Origin of the sequence: Paracoccus sp. pheM1, assembly GCF_018499825.1 — a bacterium.
Lineage (GTDB): Bacteria > Pseudomonadota > Alphaproteobacteria > Rhodobacterales > Rhodobacteraceae > Paracoccus > Paracoccus versutus.
The window spans coordinates 603257-619665 of record NZ_JAGXCX010000002.1; the positions used below are offsets into that span (position 1 = coordinate 603257).

Consider the following 16409-nt stretch of genomic DNA (forward strand, 5'->3'; position numbering starts at 1 on the left):
GTCTCCTCAGGCCTTGGCTTCGGCTTTGGGCTTGTAGTTGCTGACCTCGGCGATGCGGGCGGACTTGCCGCGGCGATCGCGCAGGTAATACAGCTTGGCGCGGCGGACGCGGCCACGGCGCACGACGGTGATCGAGTCGATGTTGGTCGAGTAGAGCGGGAAGACGCGCTCGACACCCTCGCCGAACGAGATCTTGCGCACGGTGAACGAGGCGCCGATGCCGCCGCCCTTGCGCGAGATGACCACGCCTTCGTACATCTGCACGCGGGTGCGGGTGCCCTCGGTCACCTTGTAGCCGACGCGAACGGTGTCGCCGGCCTTGAAATCGGGGATGTCCTTGCCGAGCGCGGCGATCTGCTCGGCTTCCAGTTGGGCGATCAGGTTCATCGCTTTGGTTCCTTCGGTTGCTCGCGGTAGTCCCGCGATTGGTCTGATGCGCCCGAGAGCTGTCGGTCCTTTGCCGGGTCCACATGAGCCTGCTCATATGCCCGCCACAGGTCGGGGCGGCGTTCCTTGGTCAGCCTTTCGGCCATGTCGTGACGCCAATTGGCAATAGCCGCGTGATTGCCGGACAAAAGCACGTCCGGGATCGCGCGGCCTTCCCAAAGGGCGGGCTTCGTGTACTGCGGATGTTCCAGCAGGCCGCCATGGTCCGGGGAAAAGGATTCCTCGGCCAGAGAGTCCTGATTCCCCAGCACGCGCGGTATAAGGCGAACCGTCGCGTCGATCAAGACCTGAGCCGCCAGTTCCCCGCCGGTCAGGACATAGTCGCCGATGCTGATCTCTTCGACGCCATGGGCGTCCAGCACGCGCTGGTCCACGCCCTCGAACCGGCCGCAGATCAGGGTCATGCCGGGGCCCTGCGCCAGTTCGCGGGCGCGGGCCTGGGTAAAGGGCCTGCCGCGCGGCGACAGATAGATCACCGGCAGGTCGGCCCCCGCCTCGCGCAGCGCCGCATCCATCACGTCGGCGCGGATCACCATGCCGGCGCCGCCGCCGGCGGGCGTGTCGTCCACGTTGCGGTGCTTGCCGATGCCAAAGGGGCGCAGGTCGATGCTGCGCAGGTTCCACAGCCCCTCGGTCAGCGCCCTGCCGGTCAGGGAAAGCCCCAGAACCCCTGGAAAAGCCTCGGGGAAAAGCGTGACGACCTGCGCGGTCCAGGCGCCCCTGACCTGCGGCTCGGCCATCAGGTCGCGCGGCTGCAGGCTGGCGCGGATCGACAGCCGGCCGTGGGATTTCATCGCCCCGCCGGTCATTCCTGCTCGTCCGGCGGGTCGGCGACGATGCGGCCCGCGGCCAGGTCCACCGTGGGCACGAAGGCGCGGGTGAAGGGCAGAAGCAGCACCTGCCGCCGTCCGGGCCCGTGGATCTCCAGGATGTCGCCCGCGCCGTGGTCGTAGATCGCGCGGACCTTGCCGATCAGCGCCCCGCCGGTGTCATGGACCGACAGGCCGATCAGGTCGGCATGATAGAATTCGTCGTCCGGCAGGGCCGGAAGCTTGTCGCGGTCGGTCCAGAGCGTCACGCCCTTCAGCGCCTCGGCCTGTTCGCGCGTCTCGACGCCCGACAGCCGGGCGCCAAGTCCGCCCGTCACCGGCCGCGTCAGGCGGACGGTGAACGAGCGGCTGCCGTCTTCGGTATAAAGCGGGGCATATGCGGCAATATCGTTCGGTTGCGAGGTAAAGCTCTTCAGCCTCACCTCGCCCCGGACGCCAAAGGCGCCCGCGATCGCACCGACGCAGACCCGCTCGGTCATTATTCCGAAGCGGCTTCTTCGGCCGGGGCGTTGGCGGCGGCTTCACGCGCGGCGCGCTTTTCGGCGCGTTCCTTGGCGGCCTTGCCGGGCTCGCCCTTCTTCAGGTTCTTGCGCTCGGTCTTTTCCTTGACGCCGGCGGCTTCCAGGAAGCGGGCGACGCGGTCGGTCGGCTGCGCACCCTGCGAGAGCCAGTATTGCACGCGCTCGAGGTTCATCTTGATGCGCTCTTCCGAATCCTTCGGCAAGAGCGGGTTGTAGGTGCCCAGCTTCTCGAGGAAGCGGCCGTCGCGCGGCATGCGCGAATCGGACGCGACGATGGCGTAATGGGGGCGTTTCTTCGAGCCACCACGGGCCAGGCGGATTTTCATTGCCATTGCGTTTTCTCCTTTGGAATGGCGGGGTCGGCGGGGGAAAACCCCGCCTCAGGGGAGGAGTTTCTCGTGATGCCGGATCACTTCGGCGATCACGAAGTTCAGGAATTTGCGCGCGAATTCCGGGTCCAGGTCGGCCTCGCGCGCGAGGCGTTCCAGCCGCTCGATCTGTCTCGCCTCGCGGACGGGATCGGACGGAGGAAGATCGTGTTCGGCCTTCAGGCGGCCGACGGATTGGGTGTGCTTGAACCGCTCGGCCAGCGTATAGACCAGGATCGCGTCCAGCCGGTCGATGCTGGCACGATGCTCCTTGAGCAGGGTCGCGGCGCGGGCGGTCGGATCACTCATTCGGGTCTCCAGGGATTGAAATGCGCAGCACCGCATCTACACGGGACGCGCCATTCATGCCGCGGCTCCGGCGGGATGGCGAAAGACATGCGGCGGGGCGCGGTCATCCCCGAAATGCGGCGCCTCGGCCTTGGGATCGCGCAGGGCGCCCAGCCGCCGGGCAAGCGAGATCGAGCGCGCATTGGCCTGGTCGATATAGCTGACCGGCCGCGACCAGCCGAGCGTGCGGATGGCAAAATCGCGCGCCGCCAGGGCCGCTTCCTGCGCATAGCCCCGGCCCTCCAGCCCGGCGGACCACAGCGTCCAGCCGATCTCATGCTCGGGCCAGCCGTCGGGAAACCACGGCCCGACCGCCCCCAGCGCCCGGTCCGATCCACGCTCGGTCAGCACGAACATGCCATAGCCGCGCAGCACCCAATGGCCGATAAAATGGCCAAAGGCGCGCCAGGACTGGCCGGGCTGCACCATCGGCCCGCCGACAAAGCCGGCGCGGTCGCTTTCGAAGAAGTCGCGCCATGCCGGCCAGTCGCCGGCCTGCGGGGCGCGCAGGACCAGCCGCTCGGTCGTCAGCACGGGCGTGTCGGCAAGCCGGATCATGCGTTCACTTCTTCCCGAACAGGCCGGAAAGCCCGCCCGGCAGGCCCATGCCGCCCAGCTGGCCGCCCAGCCCCTTGGGGTCTTGCAGCATCCGCGTGGCCTCGGCCATCTTCTCGGGATCGACATTGGCCATGTCGGGCAGTCCGCCGCCCTTGCCGGTCATGGCGCGCATGGCCTGCTTGAGCATGCCGCCCTTGCCCATCTTGCCCAGCTTCTTCATCGTGTCGGCCATCTGCTTCTGCATCTTCAGAAGCTTGTTGAGTTCCGACACTTCCATGCCCGCGCCCGCGGCGATGCGCTTCTTGCGGCTGGCCTGCAGCAGGTCGGGATTGGCGCGTTCCTTTTTCGTCATCGAGTTGATCAGCGCGATCTGGCGCTTGATCGCCTTGTCGTCGAAACCAGCCGCCTCGGCCTGCTTGGCCATCTTGCCCATGCCGGGCATCATGCCCATGATCGACTGCATCCCGCCCATCTTGAGCATCTGCTCAAGCTGGTTGCGCAGGTCGTTCATGTTGAACATGCCCTTCTGGAAGCGCTTCATCATGCGCTCGGCCTGCTCGACCTCCAGCACCTCCTGCGCCTTCTCGACCAGGGCGACGATGTCGCCCATGCCGAGGATGCGGCCGGCGATGCGCTGCGCGTCAAAGACCTCCAGCGCATCCATCTTTTCGCCCAGGCCGACGAAGCGGATCGGCTTGCCTGTCACGGCGCGCATCGACAGCGCCGCGCCACCACGGCCGTCGCCGTCCATCCGGGTCAGCACGACGCCCGAGATGCCGACCTTGCCGTCGAATTCGCTGGCGACGTTCACCGCGTCCTGGCCGGTCAACCCGTCGACGACCAGCAGCGTCTCGCGCGGGCTGGCCACGTCGCGGACCGCCTGCACCTCGTCCATCAGCACTTCGTCGATATGCAGCCGGCCGGCGGTGTCGAGCATGTAGACGTCATAGCCGCCCAGCGTCGCCTGCTGCTTGGCGCGCCTGGCGATCTGCACCGCATTCTCGCCCGGCACGATGGGCAGGGTATCGACGCCGATCTGCTGGCCCAGGATCGCCAGCTGCTCCATGGCGGCCGGACGGTTGGTGTCCAGCGAGGCCATCAGCACCCGCTTCTTCTCGCGGTCCTTCAGGCGCTTGGCCAGCTTGGCCGTGGTGGTGGTCTTGCCCGAGCCCTGCAGGCCGACCATCAGGATCGGCGCCGGGGGATTGTCGATGCGCAGCGCATCGGGCGCGCCCTCGCCCTGCAAGACCTTGATCAGCTCGTCATGGACGATCTTGACGACCTGCTGGCCGGGGGTGATCGACTTGGTGACGGCCGCGCCGGTGGCCTTCTGCGTCACCGCCTTGACGAAGCTGCGCGCCACGGGCAGCGAAACGTCGGCCTCCAGCAGCGCGACCCGCACCTCGCGCATGGCGGCGGCCACGTCATCCTCGGACAGCGCGCCCTGCTTGGTCAGCCGGTCAAAGACGCCGCCAAGGCGGTCGGACAGGTTTTCAAACATCGGCGGCCCTCCAATGGTTGCCGTTTGCCCGAGGAACACGGGCGCGAATAAACAGGTGCGCCCCCGTGGGCGCAACGCGCTGACGGGGGGCGATCCCCGGACAAGGCGCGGGGACCGGAAGGACAGACCTTCCGGGAATCCCGGCGTGGATAGGGCCAATGCCCGCCAAAGTCAAGCGCGCCCCGGTTGACCCTGCCCCGGCTTTGGTGAAAACCTCGCGCCCCGGAGGACCGAGCCATGACCCATCCCATCAGCCGCTTTCCCGTGCCCTCGCTGGACGAGATGCCCGAAGACATCGCCCTGCGCATCCGCAAGGTGGCCGAGAAATCGGGCTTCGTCCCGAACGTCTTCCTGGCGCTGGCGCATCGCCCGGACGAGTTCCGCGCCTTCTTCGCCTACCACGACGCGCTGATGGAACGCGAGAGCGGCCTCACCAAGGCCGAGCGCGAATTGATCGTGGTCGCGACCTCGGGGCTGAACCAGTGCCAGTATTGCGTGGTCGCGCACGGCGCCATCCTGCGCATCCGGGCAAAGAACGCCTTCATCGCCGACCAGGTGGCGGTGAACTGGCGCAAGGCCGACCTCACGCCACGCGAACGCGCCATGCTGGCCTATGCCGAAAAGGTGGCGCTGAACGCGCAAGGGATCGACGAGGCGGATCATGTCGCGCTGCGCGAGGCCGGCTTCGACCAGGACGAGATCTGGGACATCGGCGCCATCGCCGCCTTCTTCGGCATGTCGAACCGGCTGGTGAACGCGGGCGACATCCGGCCGAACGACGAATTCTACATGCTCGGGCGCGGCTGATGGCCGAGCTTTCGGCGGTGCCGCAGATGCGGCGCGAGGCGTTGCAGGGCCATGCGGCGATGCTGCTGTTCTCGGCCGCGATCGCGGGCTCCTTCTCGCTGGGCGCACGGGCGGCGAACCTGATCGACCCGGCGGCGATCTCGGCCGCGCGCTTCGCCATCGCCGCGGGCGTGGTCGGCGGCGTGGCCATGGCCGGGCCGGGCATCCCGCGGGAAACCTTCCGCGCGCCCTGGCGTTACCTGGTGCTGGGCGGGCTCTTCGCCGCCTATTTCGTGCTGATGTTCGAGGGGCTGAAAACCGCGTTGCCGGTCTCGGCGGCGGCGGTGTTCACGCTGACGCCGCTGATGTCGGCGGGCTTCGGCTGGCTTTTGATGCGGCAGCGCATGACCGGGCGCATCGCATTGGCGCTGGCGCTGGGGGCGGCGGGCTCGCTCTGGGTGATCTTCGGCGGCGACGCGGCGGCGCTGATGCGGCTCGAGTTCGGCCGCGGCGAGGCGATCTACCTGGTCGGCTGCGCGGCCCATGCGCTCTATACCCCGATGGTGCGCCGGCTGAACCGGGGCGAGACGCCGATCGTCTCGACCTTCGCCACGCTCTGCGCCGGCGGACTGATCCTGCTTGTCTGGGGCGGCCGGGCGATCCTCGACACGGATTGGGCGCATCTGCCGGCCATCGTCTGGGTGACGCTGCTCTATGTCGCGATCTTCGCCAGCGCGCTGACCACGGCGCTGGTGCAATTCGCCACCATGCGGCTGCCCTCGTCCAAGGTGATGGCCTATACCTACCTGACGCCGGTCTGGGTCATCGGGCTCGAGGCCGCATTGACCCGCGGCCTGCCGCCGCTCGCCGTGCTGCCCGGGGTGCTGGCGACTGTCGCCGCGCTGCTTTTGCTGCTGAAGGACTGACGGCGCGGTTGCAATATGGGTATTTGGACAACGAAGAAGCCGAGGGCGCGGCGCCGGACTTCTTCGTTGCTCAAATACCCATGCGGCCGTGCCACCGGCTCAGGCGGCGGCCTCCTCGGGCTCGACCAGGGCCACGATGTCCATCATGATCCGGTTGAGCTCGAAATCCTTGGGCGTATAGACCCGCGCCACGCCCATCTTCAGCAGCCTGGCGGCATCCTCGTCGGGAATGATGCCGCCGACCACGACCGGGACATGCGCCAGGCCGGCGGCGCGCATCCGCTCCATCAGATCCTCGATCAGCGGCAGGTGGCTGCCCGACAGGATCGACAGGCCGACGACATGGGCATTGTCCTCGGCGGCGCGGGTCACGATCTGCTCGGGGGTCAGGCGGATGCCTTCATAGGTGATGTCCATGCCGCAATCGCGGGCGCGGAAGGCGATCTGCTCGGCGCCGTTGGAATGGCCGTCGAGGCCGGGCTTGCCGACCAGGAACTTCAGCCGCCGGCCAAGGCGGCGGCTGACCGCATCCACGGCCTCGCGAATCGGCTCCAGCCCCTCGGTGCGGTTCGAGGGGCTGGCCGAGACCCCCGTCGGGCCGCGATATTCGCCATGCACCTGACGCATCACCGCCGCCCATTCGCCGGTCGTGGCGCCTGCCCTGGCGGCGGCGATGGAAAACGGCATCACATTCTGCCCCCTCTGCGCGGCATCGCGCAGCGCGGCGAGGGCGGCCTCGACGGCCGTCTCGTCGCGCGCTTCGCGCCAGGCGCGCAGCCGGGCGATCTGGTCCTGCTCGACCGCCGGGTCCACCACCATGATGCCGCCATCGCCCGCGGTCAGCGGCGAGGACTCGCCCTGCTGCCAGCGGTTCACGCCGACGACCACCGTCTCGTTCGCCTCGATGCGGTTCAGCCGCTCGGCATTGGATTCGACCAACCGCGACTTCATGTATTCGATGGCGGCAATGGCGCCTCCCATCTCGTCCAGCGTCGCCAGTTCCGCGCGGGCGCCGGATTTCAGCTCCTCGACCTTGGCGGCGATCACCGGGTTGCCGTCGAAAAGGTCGCCGTATTCCAGCAGGTCCGTCTCGTAGGCGACGATCTGCTGCATGCGCAGCGACCATTGCTGGTCCCAGGGCCGCGGCAGGCCCAGCGCCTCGTTCCAGGCCGGCAGCTGCACGGCGCGGGCGCGGGCGTTCTTCGACAGCGTGACGGCCAGCATCTCCAGGAGGATGCGATAGACGTTGTTTTCCGGCTGCTGCTCGGTCAGGCCCAGGCTGTTCACCTGCACGCCATAGCGGAAGCGGCGATATTTCTCTTCCTCGATGCCATAGCGGTCGCGACAGATCTCGTCCCAGAGCTCGGTGAAGGCGCGCATCTTGCACAGCTCGGTCACGAAGCGGATGCCGGCGTTCACGAAGAACGAGATCCGCCCGACCATGGCGGGGAAATCCTGCGGCTCGACCTTGGTCTTCAGGTCGTCCAGCACGGCGATGCCGGTCGCGAGCGCATAGGCCAGCTCCTGCTCGGGCGTCGCCCCCGCCTCCTGCAGGTGATACGAGCAGACGTTCATCGGGTTCCATTTCGGCAGGTGCTTCGCCGTATAGGCCGCGACGTCGGTGATCATCCTGAGCGAGGGCCTGGGCGGGCAGATATAGGTGCCGCGCGACAGGTATTCCTTGATGATGTCGTTTTGCACCGTGCCTTGCAGCCTGGCGATGTCGGCGCCCTGTTCCTCGGCCACGGCGATATAGAGCGACAAGAGCCAGGGCGCCGTCGCGTTGATCGTCATCGAGGTGTTCATCTGTTCCAGCGGGATCTGGTCGAAGAGCATGCGCATGTCGCCCAGGTGGCAGACGGGCACGCCGACCTTGCCGACCTCGCCGCGCGCCAGGACGTGGTCGCTGTCGTAGCCGGTCTGGGTCGGCAGGTCGAAGGCCACCGACAGGCCGGTCTGCCCCTTGGCGAGGTTGCCCCGATAGAGTGCGTTGGATTTCTCGGCGGTCGAATGGCCCGCATAGGTGCGGAAAAGCCAGGGTTTGTCTTTCTCGGCCACGATCTGCCCTCGCAACAATATTACGACTGGTGAAGCGATAACGTAATAATCATGCCCAGTCAATTCGCCGCAACGCAGAAAGGATTTTTTGCCGCGCTCCGCCTTGGCGCGGGCTGAATCGGCAGGCGATCAAGGCCCATTTTTGGGATTTCGCCGCCCATTTCCCAGGTCATTAGCGCCCATCCGATCGGCTCGATCAATTATTTTATTTTATTTTATTACAATATGTTATCTGATCTTATCGAAACCGGCAGTTCGGATCGCTCATCGCTCTGCCTGGTGACCGCCCTTCAGCTCTTCCCGTTGACGAAGCAGCCCCTGCCGAAGATGGTCGCGGCATGCCGCCCGGGCTGGCGGCAATGCAGATGCAGAAGACCGCCACTCGCTCCGGGCCCCACCCGTTCCGCCCCTCTCCGCCGGGAAAGCGCCGCTCTCCCGAACGGGAACGGCTTGTCTTTGAAGGTGCGCCGTCATGCCTGTCGATACAGCCTTGCCCATGACCCGCATTCCCTTCGCCGAACTGCGGTTTCCTCCGGAAGGCCGGTCCCAGGCCGAGATCCAGTCGCGCTTGCGGCGGCACTACCAGCGCCTGCGTGCCAGGCGCGACGGGATCGACCCGCCGATGAGGGCGGATGGACGGTCGATGAAACAGGCTGGCTGGACCGTCTGGATGACATTGATATCCCCTGGTCCGCGAGGCAACGCCTCCAGCGCCGCGCCGCCTGTCTGGCAGCGCGATCAGAGGCCATCTCCGGCCTCCAGCACCTCGCCCGGAAAGACCGCGAGAGGCTTGAGGTATTCCGTGAAGGGGCAAAGGCTGATCCGGATCCCCAGCAAGCACCGTGCCGATAAGATCGCTGCCGAAATCCATGCCGACATGTCGTGGATGGCACGGGCGACCGAGACGCCAAGGCGCATGTAGAGCGCACAGCGAGCGATAAGCTCCTCATGGCGGCCGCTGTCGATGAGGCGGCCAGCCTCGATCACCGCGATCCGGTCGGCGCGCCGGATGGTGTGCAGCCGATGCGCCACCACGACCACGGTGCGGCCCGTTTCAACGCATCGAGCACCGCCAAAACCTCGGCCCCGTTCTCGGGATCGAGGGCGGCGGTCGCCTCGTCCAGATGCAGCGCGGGCACATCGCGCAGCATGGCACGGGCGATGGCGACCCGCTGGCGCTCGCCGCCCGAAAGGTTGCGCCCGCCCTCGCCGACCGGCTGTCGAGGCCCTGGGGCAGCACCCTGGCAAATCCCGTGACCTGCGCGCGCCGGGCCGCCTCATCCACCTCGGCATCCGAGGCCGAGGGCCGGCCCGCGCGGATATTCTCGCGGATGGTCGCATCGGTCAGCCATGCCCGTTGCAGCACGGCCGAGAACCGCGCAGACAGCATGGCGGCCGGAATTCGCCGCAGATCGGCGCCGCCCAGGGTGATCCGGCCTGCATCCGGGTCCATCACCCGCAAAAGCGTCGTCTTGCCCGCCCCCGATGGGCCGACGATGGCGAGCGTGCCCCCGTCGGGGGACCGAAAGGCTGATATCCCGCAGGATCGCCCTTTCGCCCAACGACAGGGCCACCCGTTCCAGGGCAAGACCGTTTCCGCGCGGGACTCCGGCGGGCTCGAGTTGCTCCAAAAGGGGAATGCCGCGGATCTTGGCCATCCGCGCCATCGCGGCCTTCATCCGCCAGGTGAAGTTCCCGGCGGTAAAGATCAGCCGCAGGGCCGAGGCGTTCAGGCCAAGCAGCAGGATCAGCACCAGATCCTGCGCGGAGGCATCGCCGCCAAGGAAAAGCGCCGCACCGACCGGAATCAGCACCTGCCCGTTGCCGCGCAGCCCGGTATAGGGCAGGCTCATCTGCCAGAGCGACGCGGTTCCGGCGTGATACCCCGTCTCGCGCACTGCCGCGACCGCCTGCTCATGGGCATCAAAGCCGCGCTCGGCACCGACAAAGGCGCGGATTACCGCGATTCCGCCGACCAGATGGCGCGTAGCTTCGCGCAGCCGGGCCAAGGCGGCATACCAGCGACCGTAATCCTCTCGTGGGGCGCATATCGTCAGTGGATAGAGCCACAGCAACAGCGGAAACAGCGTCACTGCCGCCAGCACAAGCCGCCAATCGATCAGCGCAAGGGCTGCGAAGGTCAGACAGGGCAGCGCAATGCCCTGAGCCGGATCGGGAATGGCAGGGGCGATCGAATCCTCGATCTGGTCGATATCCTCGATCACGAGACGGCGCAGATCGGCGTGCCCCGGCGGTCCGCGACCGCCCGCGGCAAGACCGCGATCCCGTCCACCATCTCGTTGCGCAGGCGGAACAGCAAGGTGAAAGCCGCGCTGTGGGAAATGGTGGTGGAAGCCGACAGAAGCAGCGACTTCGCAGCCAGCGCCGTGATCGCCGCCAGCGTAGCCTGCAAGACCTGCGCCGCAGTCACCGGCCCCGCCAGCGCCTTGCCCGCGAGCCACCAGATCGCAAGAAAGGGGCCGAGCCCTGCCGCAGCCCCTATGATCGCCAGCGTGGCCGATATTGCCAGACGAATCCGAACGCCAGTGATCGGAGTCGCCATGCCGGGCCTCTCTCCTTGTCGAGATGGTTTTCGTCCCCATGCCAGCGCAAATCCGACACGGCTTTCGTGTGCCGGTATCTTGGTTTTGGCGTATCAAATGCCTGAAGCCGCGCCGCGCCCCAAGCTCCGTCACCTTATATGGACCGCCATCAATTATTCGGTCGCGGCTGGAAGAAGGCTCAGTGGGAGGTAAAGAGTTCCACGCATCGTTAGCGGCAGCAGTGATGCACGGGCCATTCAGCCTAGCCGTAGACATCACTCGAACTGAGCCGTTTCGAATCTTGAGCATCACCCACGGAGCCAATGTAGCCTTGTGTAGCGCTCATTCATTGCCCGCATCCTACCTCGGCCAACTTGAAGCACGGGGAAGCCCGACCCCGATCTTTCGTAAAATGATTTGAAATCAATTTATTAATGGTTCTCAAGGCAAGCCGGATGGTTTGATTCACAGTCCAGGCGGTTTTTCTGCATCGCTCGCGAATTGTCGCTTTCCGCCCCTTTACTGCTACATTTGATGATGGTGTTGGTCAGCGGTCGCATCGATCCTGTTGTCCGATTAAGCCGCCGGCGACGGAACGGAATATGCGACACCACCATTCGCCAGCAACTCGCCAGCCAGGTGCCCTTCATCCTCCGATCCCCGTATCGGGGGTATTTTACATCTGTTCCAGCGAAGGAAACGAAAGCCTATGACGCCACCTAATTTATCCCTTGCAGCACAGGAAACGACCGGCTCACTGTTGCCTAGCCTTGGCCTGCTGCCAGCCGTGATCATCGCGGCCGCAGTGGGCGCTCCTGCGGTGGCGCAGGATGCGGAAGGCACGGTTGTTCTGGACACCATCGTGATCGAGCGTCAGACCGGCGCCCAGGCATCCACCGATTATCGCGTCACCGAGGGCTCGTCCCCCAAGCTGACCGCACCGCTGGTCGATACGCCCAAGACCATCTCGGTCGTCACCCAGCGCCAGATGGAAGAGCGGAACGCGACCTCGGTCCTGGAGGTGCTGCGCACCACGCCCGGCATCACCTTGGGTTCGGGCGAAGGCGGCACGCCGATGGGCGACCGGCCCTTCGTGCGCGGCTATCAGGCGGCAACCGACATCATGGTCGACGGCATCCGCAACCTGGGCCGCACCACGCAGGAAGCCTTCGCCACCGAATCGGTCGAGATCGCCAAGGGACCGGGCGGCGCCTATTCCGGCCGCGGTGCAACGGGTGGTTCCATCAACCTGGTGTCGAAACAGGCCCGCGAAGGCGAGACCTTCCACGAATTTTCCGGCCTTGTCGGCAATGCCAGCCAGAAGCGGCTGACCTATGACGGCAATGTCGACCTTGGCGACGGGCTGGCTGCGCGACTGAACCTGATGTGGCAGGATTCCGACGTTCCGGGCCGCGACGTGCTTCAGGACGACCGCAAGGGCATCGCCGCGGCTTTGTCGAAAAGCTTCGGCGCGTCCAAGCTGTCGCTGAACCTCTATCACAGCAAGACCGATGCGACGCCGGACCTGGGCGTGCCGATGAGCAACGGCGACTATCGTCCGGACCTCAGCGGCGGGCGGCGTTTCGGCAGCGGCACCAAGTCCGATCCCTGGCTGCCGATCGAACTGGCCGACAAGGACGCCTTCTACGGTTCGGCGCTGCGCGACTATCGCGAGGTCGAGAACCAGAGCGCGATGCTGCGCTTCGAGCATGAATTCAGCAACAGTTTCAAGCTGCACTCGACGCTGGCCTGGATCGGCTCCGAACAGGAATACGTCATGTCCCGGCCAAGCGTGGTGTCGCAGTTCATCACCGGCCGCGACGGCAGCGTCAGCCCCAACCCGAACTGGGACCCCACCCGCAACCTCGCCAACCGCGACCTGCGCTCGGGCAAGAAGGACAACTCGGCAGTGGCCTTCCACACTGCGCTGACCGGCGGTTTCCACACCGGGACCGTCAAGCATGACTTGGCAGTCGGCCTGGAAATGTCGCGCGAGAAGGTTCGCTCGGCTTCGGCCGAGGGCAGCCCGTCGGTGCCGGTCACCGACCTGGCCAACCCCAACCCGTGGGATCCGGTCACCGGCTCGCTGGTCTGGGGCGACTGGGGCACGCCGATCGAGACCACGTCCAAGGCGCTTTACATCTTCGACACGCTGACCTTCAACGAACAGTGGTCGCTGACCCTGGGCCTGCGCTATGACAAATACGAGGTCAGCGACGGGACCATCTCGCGCAAGGACAACCTGCTGAACTACTCGGCCGGCGTGGTCTACAAGCCGGCGCCGAACGGGTCGGTCTATCTGGCCTTCGGCACCTCCTCGAACCCGTCGGGCGAATGCGCGGGCATGGCCGGCGGCGCCGATGGCGCGGGGGCCTGCACGCTGACCAGCAACAGCGTCAACCTGGAGCCCGAAGAAAGCAAGAGCATCGAGCTGGGCACCAAGTGGGAGGTGTTGAACGACCAACTCCTGCTGACCGCCGCCATCTTCCAGACCGAGAAGAAGAACGCCCGGGTCGAGGACGATCTGGGCAATGTCGCACTTCTGGGTCACAACCGCGCCCGCGGCTTCGAGCTTGGCGCAGCCGGCCAGATCAACGAACGCTGGGGCTTGTCGGCGGGCTATGCCTTTGTCGACGCCAAGACGATAGACGGCGGCTTCGACGACGGCGAACCCAGTGCGGATAACGGCAACTACCTGCAATTCGTTGCCCGGCACTCGTTCAGCCTGTGGACGACCTATGAGGTCTCCGACAGGTGGACCGTCGGCGGCGGTGCGACCTATACCGGCAAGCGTTACCTGAACGGCGAGAATACGGCCGCCCTGCCCTCGCAATGGCGGGTGGACCTGATGGCCGCCTACAAGATCAATGAGACGGCCGAGTTGCAGGTCAACGTCAATAACGCCTTTGACGAGCGGCTTTACGACGCCTCGCATGTCGGCATCTTTGCCAACCGCGCGCCCGGTCGCAGCGTGACCGCAAAGCTGAACTATCGCTTCTGATCCCCGGATCGGAAGCATCGGGGGCGGGTCCAATCGCCCGCCCCCCTTTCTTGCAGTGCGGGCGTCCCGAATGTCCGACAAAAACCCTTAACCTTCCTTGGCGCCGGTCCTATCCTGCGCCCGCATGCCACCGCTGGAGGACCGCCATGCTGATCACCATCCCGGACCTGCTGACGCCCGAGGAGGTCGCCTATATGCGGCAGATCCTCGAAGGCACCGACTGGGTCGACGGCCGCAGCACCGCCGGCGACCAGGCGGCCAAGGTCAAGCATAACCTCCAGGTGCCGGTGGACAGCCCCGAGGCGCGCGAGCTGGGCAATATCGTGTTGCGGGCCTTGGGCCGCAGCCCGGTCTATTCCTCGGCCGCGCTGCCCGCGCATATCCTGCCGCCGATGTTCAACCGCTATGACGAGGGCATGACCTTCGGCGCCCATGTCGACGGCTCGATCCGCGTCATACCTGGCACCGGCCAGCGCATCCGCACCGATGTCTCGACCACCGTCTTCCTGACCCCACCCGAGGATTACGAGGGCGGCGAACTGGTCGTGCACGACACCTATGGCCAGCACAGCGTCAAGCTGCCGGCGGGCCATGCCGTGGTCTATCCCGCGACCTCGCTGCACTCGGTGACGCCGGTGACGCGCGGCTCGCGCTGGGCCTCGTTCTTCTGGGCGCAGTCGATGGTGCGCGACGACTGGCGGCGGCACATGCTCTATGACCTGGACATGTCGATCATGCGCATCCGCGCGATGCTGCCCGACGACGATCCGGCGGTGACGGGGATCACCGCGCATTACCACAACATGATCCGCCACTGGGCCGAGACCTGACGGGTGGCTGGCCAGGCTGAGATCCCCGCCGATGTCGTGGCCCTGTGCGACTACGAGCGGCACGCGGCCAAGCGGATGCCCGCGCCCCTGCGGGCCTATGTCGACGGCGCCGGTGCGGACGGGCTGACGGCGCAGGCCAATCTGGCCGCATGGCAGGCGATCCGGCTGCAGGGCCGGGTGCTGGCGGACCTGCGCGGCGCCGATACCGGCCTGCGCCTGCTGGGGCTGGACCTGCCGCATCCGCTGATCCTTGCGCCGGTGGCCTTTCACGGCCTCACCCATGCCGAGGCCGAACACGCGACCGCCCTTGGCGCGGCGGCGACCGGCAGCCTGATGGTGGTCTCGACCCAGTCCGGCCTGCCGCTGGAAGAGATCGCGGCCCGCGCGCAGGGGCCCTTGTGGTTCCAGCTCTACATGCAGCCCGAGCGTGGCGATACGCTGTCGCTGGTCCGCCGGGCCGAGGCGACGGGCTGTCGCGCGCTGGTCGTCACGGTGGATGCGCCGGTGAACGGATTGCGCAACATGGAGCAGCGCGCCGGCTTCCGCCTGCCCGAGGGCATCCGCGCCGTCAACCTGGACGGCATGCGCCCGCCGCAGATCCGCAGCGAACCGGGGCGGGCGGCGACCTTCCTGGGCCTGATGGATGCCGCCCCGCGCTGGGAGGACATCGCCTGGCTGAAGTCGCAGACCCGGCTGCCGGTGATCCTGAAGGGCATCATGTCGGCGCATGATGCCGAGCGCGCCGTGGCGGTGGGGGTGGACGGGGTGATCGTCTCGAACCACGGCGGCCGGGCGCTCGACACGCTGCCGGCGACGGCCGAGGCGCTGCCGGTCGTCGCCCGCCAGGTCGCCGGGCGCATCCCGGTGCTGTGCGACGGCGGCATCCGCCGCGGCACCGATGCGCTGAAGGCCCTGGCGCTGGGGGCATCGGCGGTGCTGGTCGGGCGGCCGCAGATCCACGCCCTGGCGGTGGGCGGCGCGGCGGGGGTCGCGCATATGCTGACCATCCTGCGCGCCGAGCTGGAGGTCGCCATGGCCCTGACCGGACGTCGCGACCTGGCCGGGATCGACGAAACCGTGCTTTGGGGAAGCTAAAAATATCCGTCACAGATGAAATGAACCCCACCGATGATCATCTCTTCAATTTTCCATGGCCCGCCCTCATTTACGCCCGGCGGCGCGCCAATCATTCCGACCAGCTGGACCGTGAACTCATGTAAAAGCCGCCGCTGTCCAACGCTCTGGCGCTGACTGTCGCCTCGGATCATGGCGCCGACAACGATGCCCGGATGCCGAAGTTTGGCGAGGAAGGCAGCATGGTCATCGAGCCGGGGTTCCTCATGGTCGAGCCGGGCGATATCGTCACTTTCCTGCCCACCAATTCCGATCATTGGATCAAGGATCCGATCCAGCCCGAGGGCACCAAGTTTCTGGCATGCAAGTTGGATGAGGCCTATACCGTGACACTGGCCGAGGAAGGTCTCCATGTCGATTCCTGTCCACCGCACTTGATGATGAGCATGGTCGGCGTGATCCAGTTGGGGCTTCGAATTTGGACCAAATCCGTGAGGAACTGCCCGGTCATACCCGCCGCATGTTCCAGAACAGGGGTCGGCTGGACACGTATCTTGGCAGGTTGAGGAATAGGATGGCGAAGAAGCGGATGTAGGTTATGACAGGCTAGAATATGGG

Annotated in this window: 17 protein-coding genes; 5 read left to right on the forward strand and 12 right to left on the reverse strand. The window is 66.4% G+C overall.

Annotated elements, in window-relative coordinates:
• Nucleotides 1–6: 6 nt before the first annotated feature.
• Genes rplS through ffh form a run of 7 tightly spaced genes read right to left on the reverse strand, consistent with a single transcriptional unit; the run spans nt 7 to nt 4573 of the window.
• Nucleotides 7–387 (reverse strand): 50S ribosomal protein L19, encoded by a 381-nt coding sequence (gene rplS, locus KF941_RS16980; RefSeq protein WP_024844932.1) that lies wholly within the window; start codon nt 385–387, stop codon nt 7–9.
• On the reverse strand, nt 384–1256 hold the full coding sequence (trmD, locus tag KF941_RS16985; RefSeq protein WP_036755741.1) for a tRNA (guanosine(37)-N1)-methyltransferase TrmD: 873 nt from the start codon (nt 1254–1256) through the stop codon (nt 384–386). The genes rplS and trmD overlap by 4 nt, the downstream gene beginning before the upstream one ends.
• The gene (gene rimM / locus KF941_RS16990; RefSeq protein ID WP_214273993.1) at nt 1253–1756 is read right to left on the reverse strand and encodes a ribosome maturation factor RimM; all 504 of its coding nucleotides are present in this window, start codon (nt 1754–1756) and stop codon (nt 1253–1255) included. The genes trmD and rimM overlap by 4 nt, the downstream gene beginning before the upstream one ends.
• Nucleotides 1756–2130 (reverse strand): 30S ribosomal protein S16, encoded by a 375-nt coding sequence (rpsP, locus tag KF941_RS16995; protein WP_036755747.1) that lies wholly within the window; start codon nt 2128–2130, stop codon nt 1756–1758. Before rpsP ends, rimM begins: the two co-directional genes overlap by 1 nt.
• A gap of 48 nt (nt 2131–2178) precedes the next feature.
• Entirely contained in the window at nt 2179–2475 is a 297-nt protein-coding gene (locus KF941_RS17000) for a chorismate mutase (protein ID WP_036755750.1), read from the reverse strand.
• 54 nt (nt 2476–2529) lie between these two features.
• Nucleotides 2530–3072: a GNAT family N-acetyltransferase gene (locus KF941_RS17005; protein ID WP_214273994.1), complete on the reverse strand. Its 543-nt coding sequence runs from the start codon at nt 3070–3072 to the stop codon at nt 2530–2532.
• A 4-nt stretch (nt 3073–3076) separates the two neighbouring features.
• Complete coding sequence (gene ffh / locus KF941_RS17010) at nt 3077–4573, reverse strand: signal recognition particle protein (RefSeq protein ID WP_036755754.1); 1497 nt, start codon at nt 4571–4573, stop codon at nt 3077–3079.
• A 237-nt stretch (nt 4574–4810) separates the two neighbouring features.
• Here ffh and KF941_RS17015 point away from each other — a divergent pair, with 237 nt between their 5' ends.
• Together KF941_RS17015 and KF941_RS17020 are read left to right on the forward strand one after the other, a co-directional pair.
• Nucleotides 4811–5380 carry a peroxidase-related enzyme gene (locus tag KF941_RS17015; RefSeq protein ID WP_214273995.1) on the forward strand — a complete coding sequence of 190 codons (570 nt, stop codon included), beginning with the start codon at nt 4811–4813 and terminating at the stop codon, nt 5378–5380.
• Nucleotides 5380–6285 (forward strand): DMT family transporter, encoded by a 906-nt coding sequence (locus tag KF941_RS17020; protein WP_214273996.1) that lies wholly within the window; start codon nt 5380–5382, stop codon nt 6283–6285. Before KF941_RS17015 ends, KF941_RS17020 begins: the two co-directional genes overlap by 1 nt.
• A 99-nt stretch (nt 6286–6384) precedes the next feature.
• Here KF941_RS17020 and KF941_RS17025 read toward each other — a convergent pair whose 3' ends face one another.
• From KF941_RS17025 to KF941_RS17045, 4 genes are all read right to left on the reverse strand, one after another.
• Nucleotides 6385–8343: a protein meaA gene (locus tag KF941_RS17025; RefSeq protein ID WP_214273997.1), complete on the reverse strand. Its 1959-nt coding sequence runs from the start codon at nt 8341–8343 to the stop codon at nt 6385–6387.
• Between the two features lie 738 nt (nt 8344–9081).
• A complete protein-coding gene (locus tag KF941_RS17030) occupies nt 9082–9384 on the reverse strand; it encodes a hypothetical protein (RefSeq protein WP_214273998.1) in 303 nt (100 codons plus the stop codon).
• Between the two features lie 236 nt (nt 9385–9620).
• Entirely contained in the window at nt 9621–10568 is a 948-nt protein-coding gene (locus KF941_RS17040; protein WP_214274640.1) for a hypothetical protein, read from the reverse strand.
• Nucleotides 10565–10906 carry a hypothetical protein gene (locus tag KF941_RS17045; RefSeq protein ID WP_214274641.1) on the reverse strand — a complete coding sequence of 114 codons (342 nt, stop codon included), beginning with the start codon at nt 10904–10906 and terminating at the stop codon, nt 10565–10567. The genes KF941_RS17040 and KF941_RS17045 overlap by 4 nt, the downstream gene beginning before the upstream one ends.
• Before the next feature lie 767 nt (nt 10907–11673).
• Between KF941_RS17045 and KF941_RS17050 the strand changes: the two genes are divergently transcribed.
• From KF941_RS17050 to KF941_RS17060, 3 genes are all read left to right on the forward strand, one after another.
• On the forward strand, nt 11674–13887 hold the full coding sequence (locus KF941_RS17050) for a TonB-dependent siderophore receptor (RefSeq protein ID WP_214273999.1): 2214 nt from the start codon (nt 11674–11676) through the stop codon (nt 13885–13887).
• Between the two features lie 146 nt (nt 13888–14033).
• Complete coding sequence (locus KF941_RS17055; protein WP_072460856.1) at nt 14034–14717, forward strand: Fe2+-dependent dioxygenase; 684 nt, start codon at nt 14034–14036, stop codon at nt 14715–14717.
• A gap of 3 nt (nt 14718–14720) precedes the next feature.
• A complete protein-coding gene (locus tag KF941_RS17060) occupies nt 14721–15812 on the forward strand; it encodes an alpha-hydroxy acid oxidase (RefSeq protein ID WP_214274000.1) in 1092 nt (363 codons plus the stop codon).
• Here KF941_RS17060 and KF941_RS17065 read toward each other — a convergent pair.
• Nucleotides 15809–16204, reverse strand: a complete 396-nt coding sequence (locus KF941_RS17065) for a hypothetical protein (protein WP_214274001.1) — start codon at nt 16202–16204, stop codon at nt 15809–15811. The two genes, KF941_RS17060 and KF941_RS17065, sit on opposite strands and share 4 nt — an antisense overlap.
• Nucleotides 16205–16409 lie beyond the last annotated feature (205 nt).

What these genes read in the sequence shown, in the direction of transcription:
- rplS (WP_024844932.1), bottom strand. Translation starts at nt 387, where the DNA reads ATGAACCTGATCGCCCAACTGGAAGCCGAGCAGATCGCCGCGCTCGGC.
- trmD (WP_036755741.1), bottom strand. Translation starts at nt 1,256, where the DNA reads ATGACCGGCGGGGCGATGAAATCCCACGGCCGGCTGTCGATCCGCGCC.
- rimM (WP_214273993.1), bottom strand. Translation starts at nt 1,756, where the DNA reads ATGACCGAGCGGGTCTGCGTCGGTGCGATCGCGGGCGCCTTTGGCGTC.
- rpsP (WP_036755747.1), bottom strand. Translation starts at nt 2,130, where the DNA reads ATGGCAATGAAAATCCGCCTGGCCCGTGGTGGCTCGAAGAAACGCCCC.
- KF941_RS17000 (WP_036755750.1), bottom strand. Translation starts at nt 2,475, where the DNA reads ATGAGTGATCCGACCGCCCGCGCCGCGACCCTGCTCAAGGAGCATCGT.
- KF941_RS17005 (WP_214273994.1), bottom strand. Translation starts at nt 3,072, where the DNA reads ATGATCCGGCTTGCCGACACGCCCGTGCTGACGACCGAGCGGCTGGTC.
- ffh (WP_036755754.1), bottom strand. Translation starts at nt 4,573, where the DNA reads ATGTTTGAAAACCTGTCCGACCGCCTTGGCGGCGTCTTTGACCGGCTG.
- KF941_RS17015 (WP_214273995.1), top strand. Translation starts at nt 4,811, where the DNA reads ATGACCCATCCCATCAGCCGCTTTCCCGTGCCCTCGCTGGACGAGATG.
- KF941_RS17020 (WP_214273996.1), top strand. Translation starts at nt 5,380, where the DNA reads ATGGCCGAGCTTTCGGCGGTGCCGCAGATGCGGCGCGAGGCGTTGCAG.
- KF941_RS17045 (WP_214274641.1), bottom strand. Translation starts at nt 10,906, where the DNA reads ATGGCGACTCCGATCACTGGCGTTCGGATTCGTCTGGCAATATCGGCC.
- KF941_RS17055 (WP_072460856.1), top strand. Translation starts at nt 14,034, where the DNA reads ATGCTGATCACCATCCCGGACCTGCTGACGCCCGAGGAGGTCGCCTAT.
- KF941_RS17065 (WP_214274001.1), bottom strand. Translation starts at nt 16,204, where the DNA reads ATGGAGACCTTCCTCGGCCAGTGTCACGGTATAGGCCTCATCCAACTT.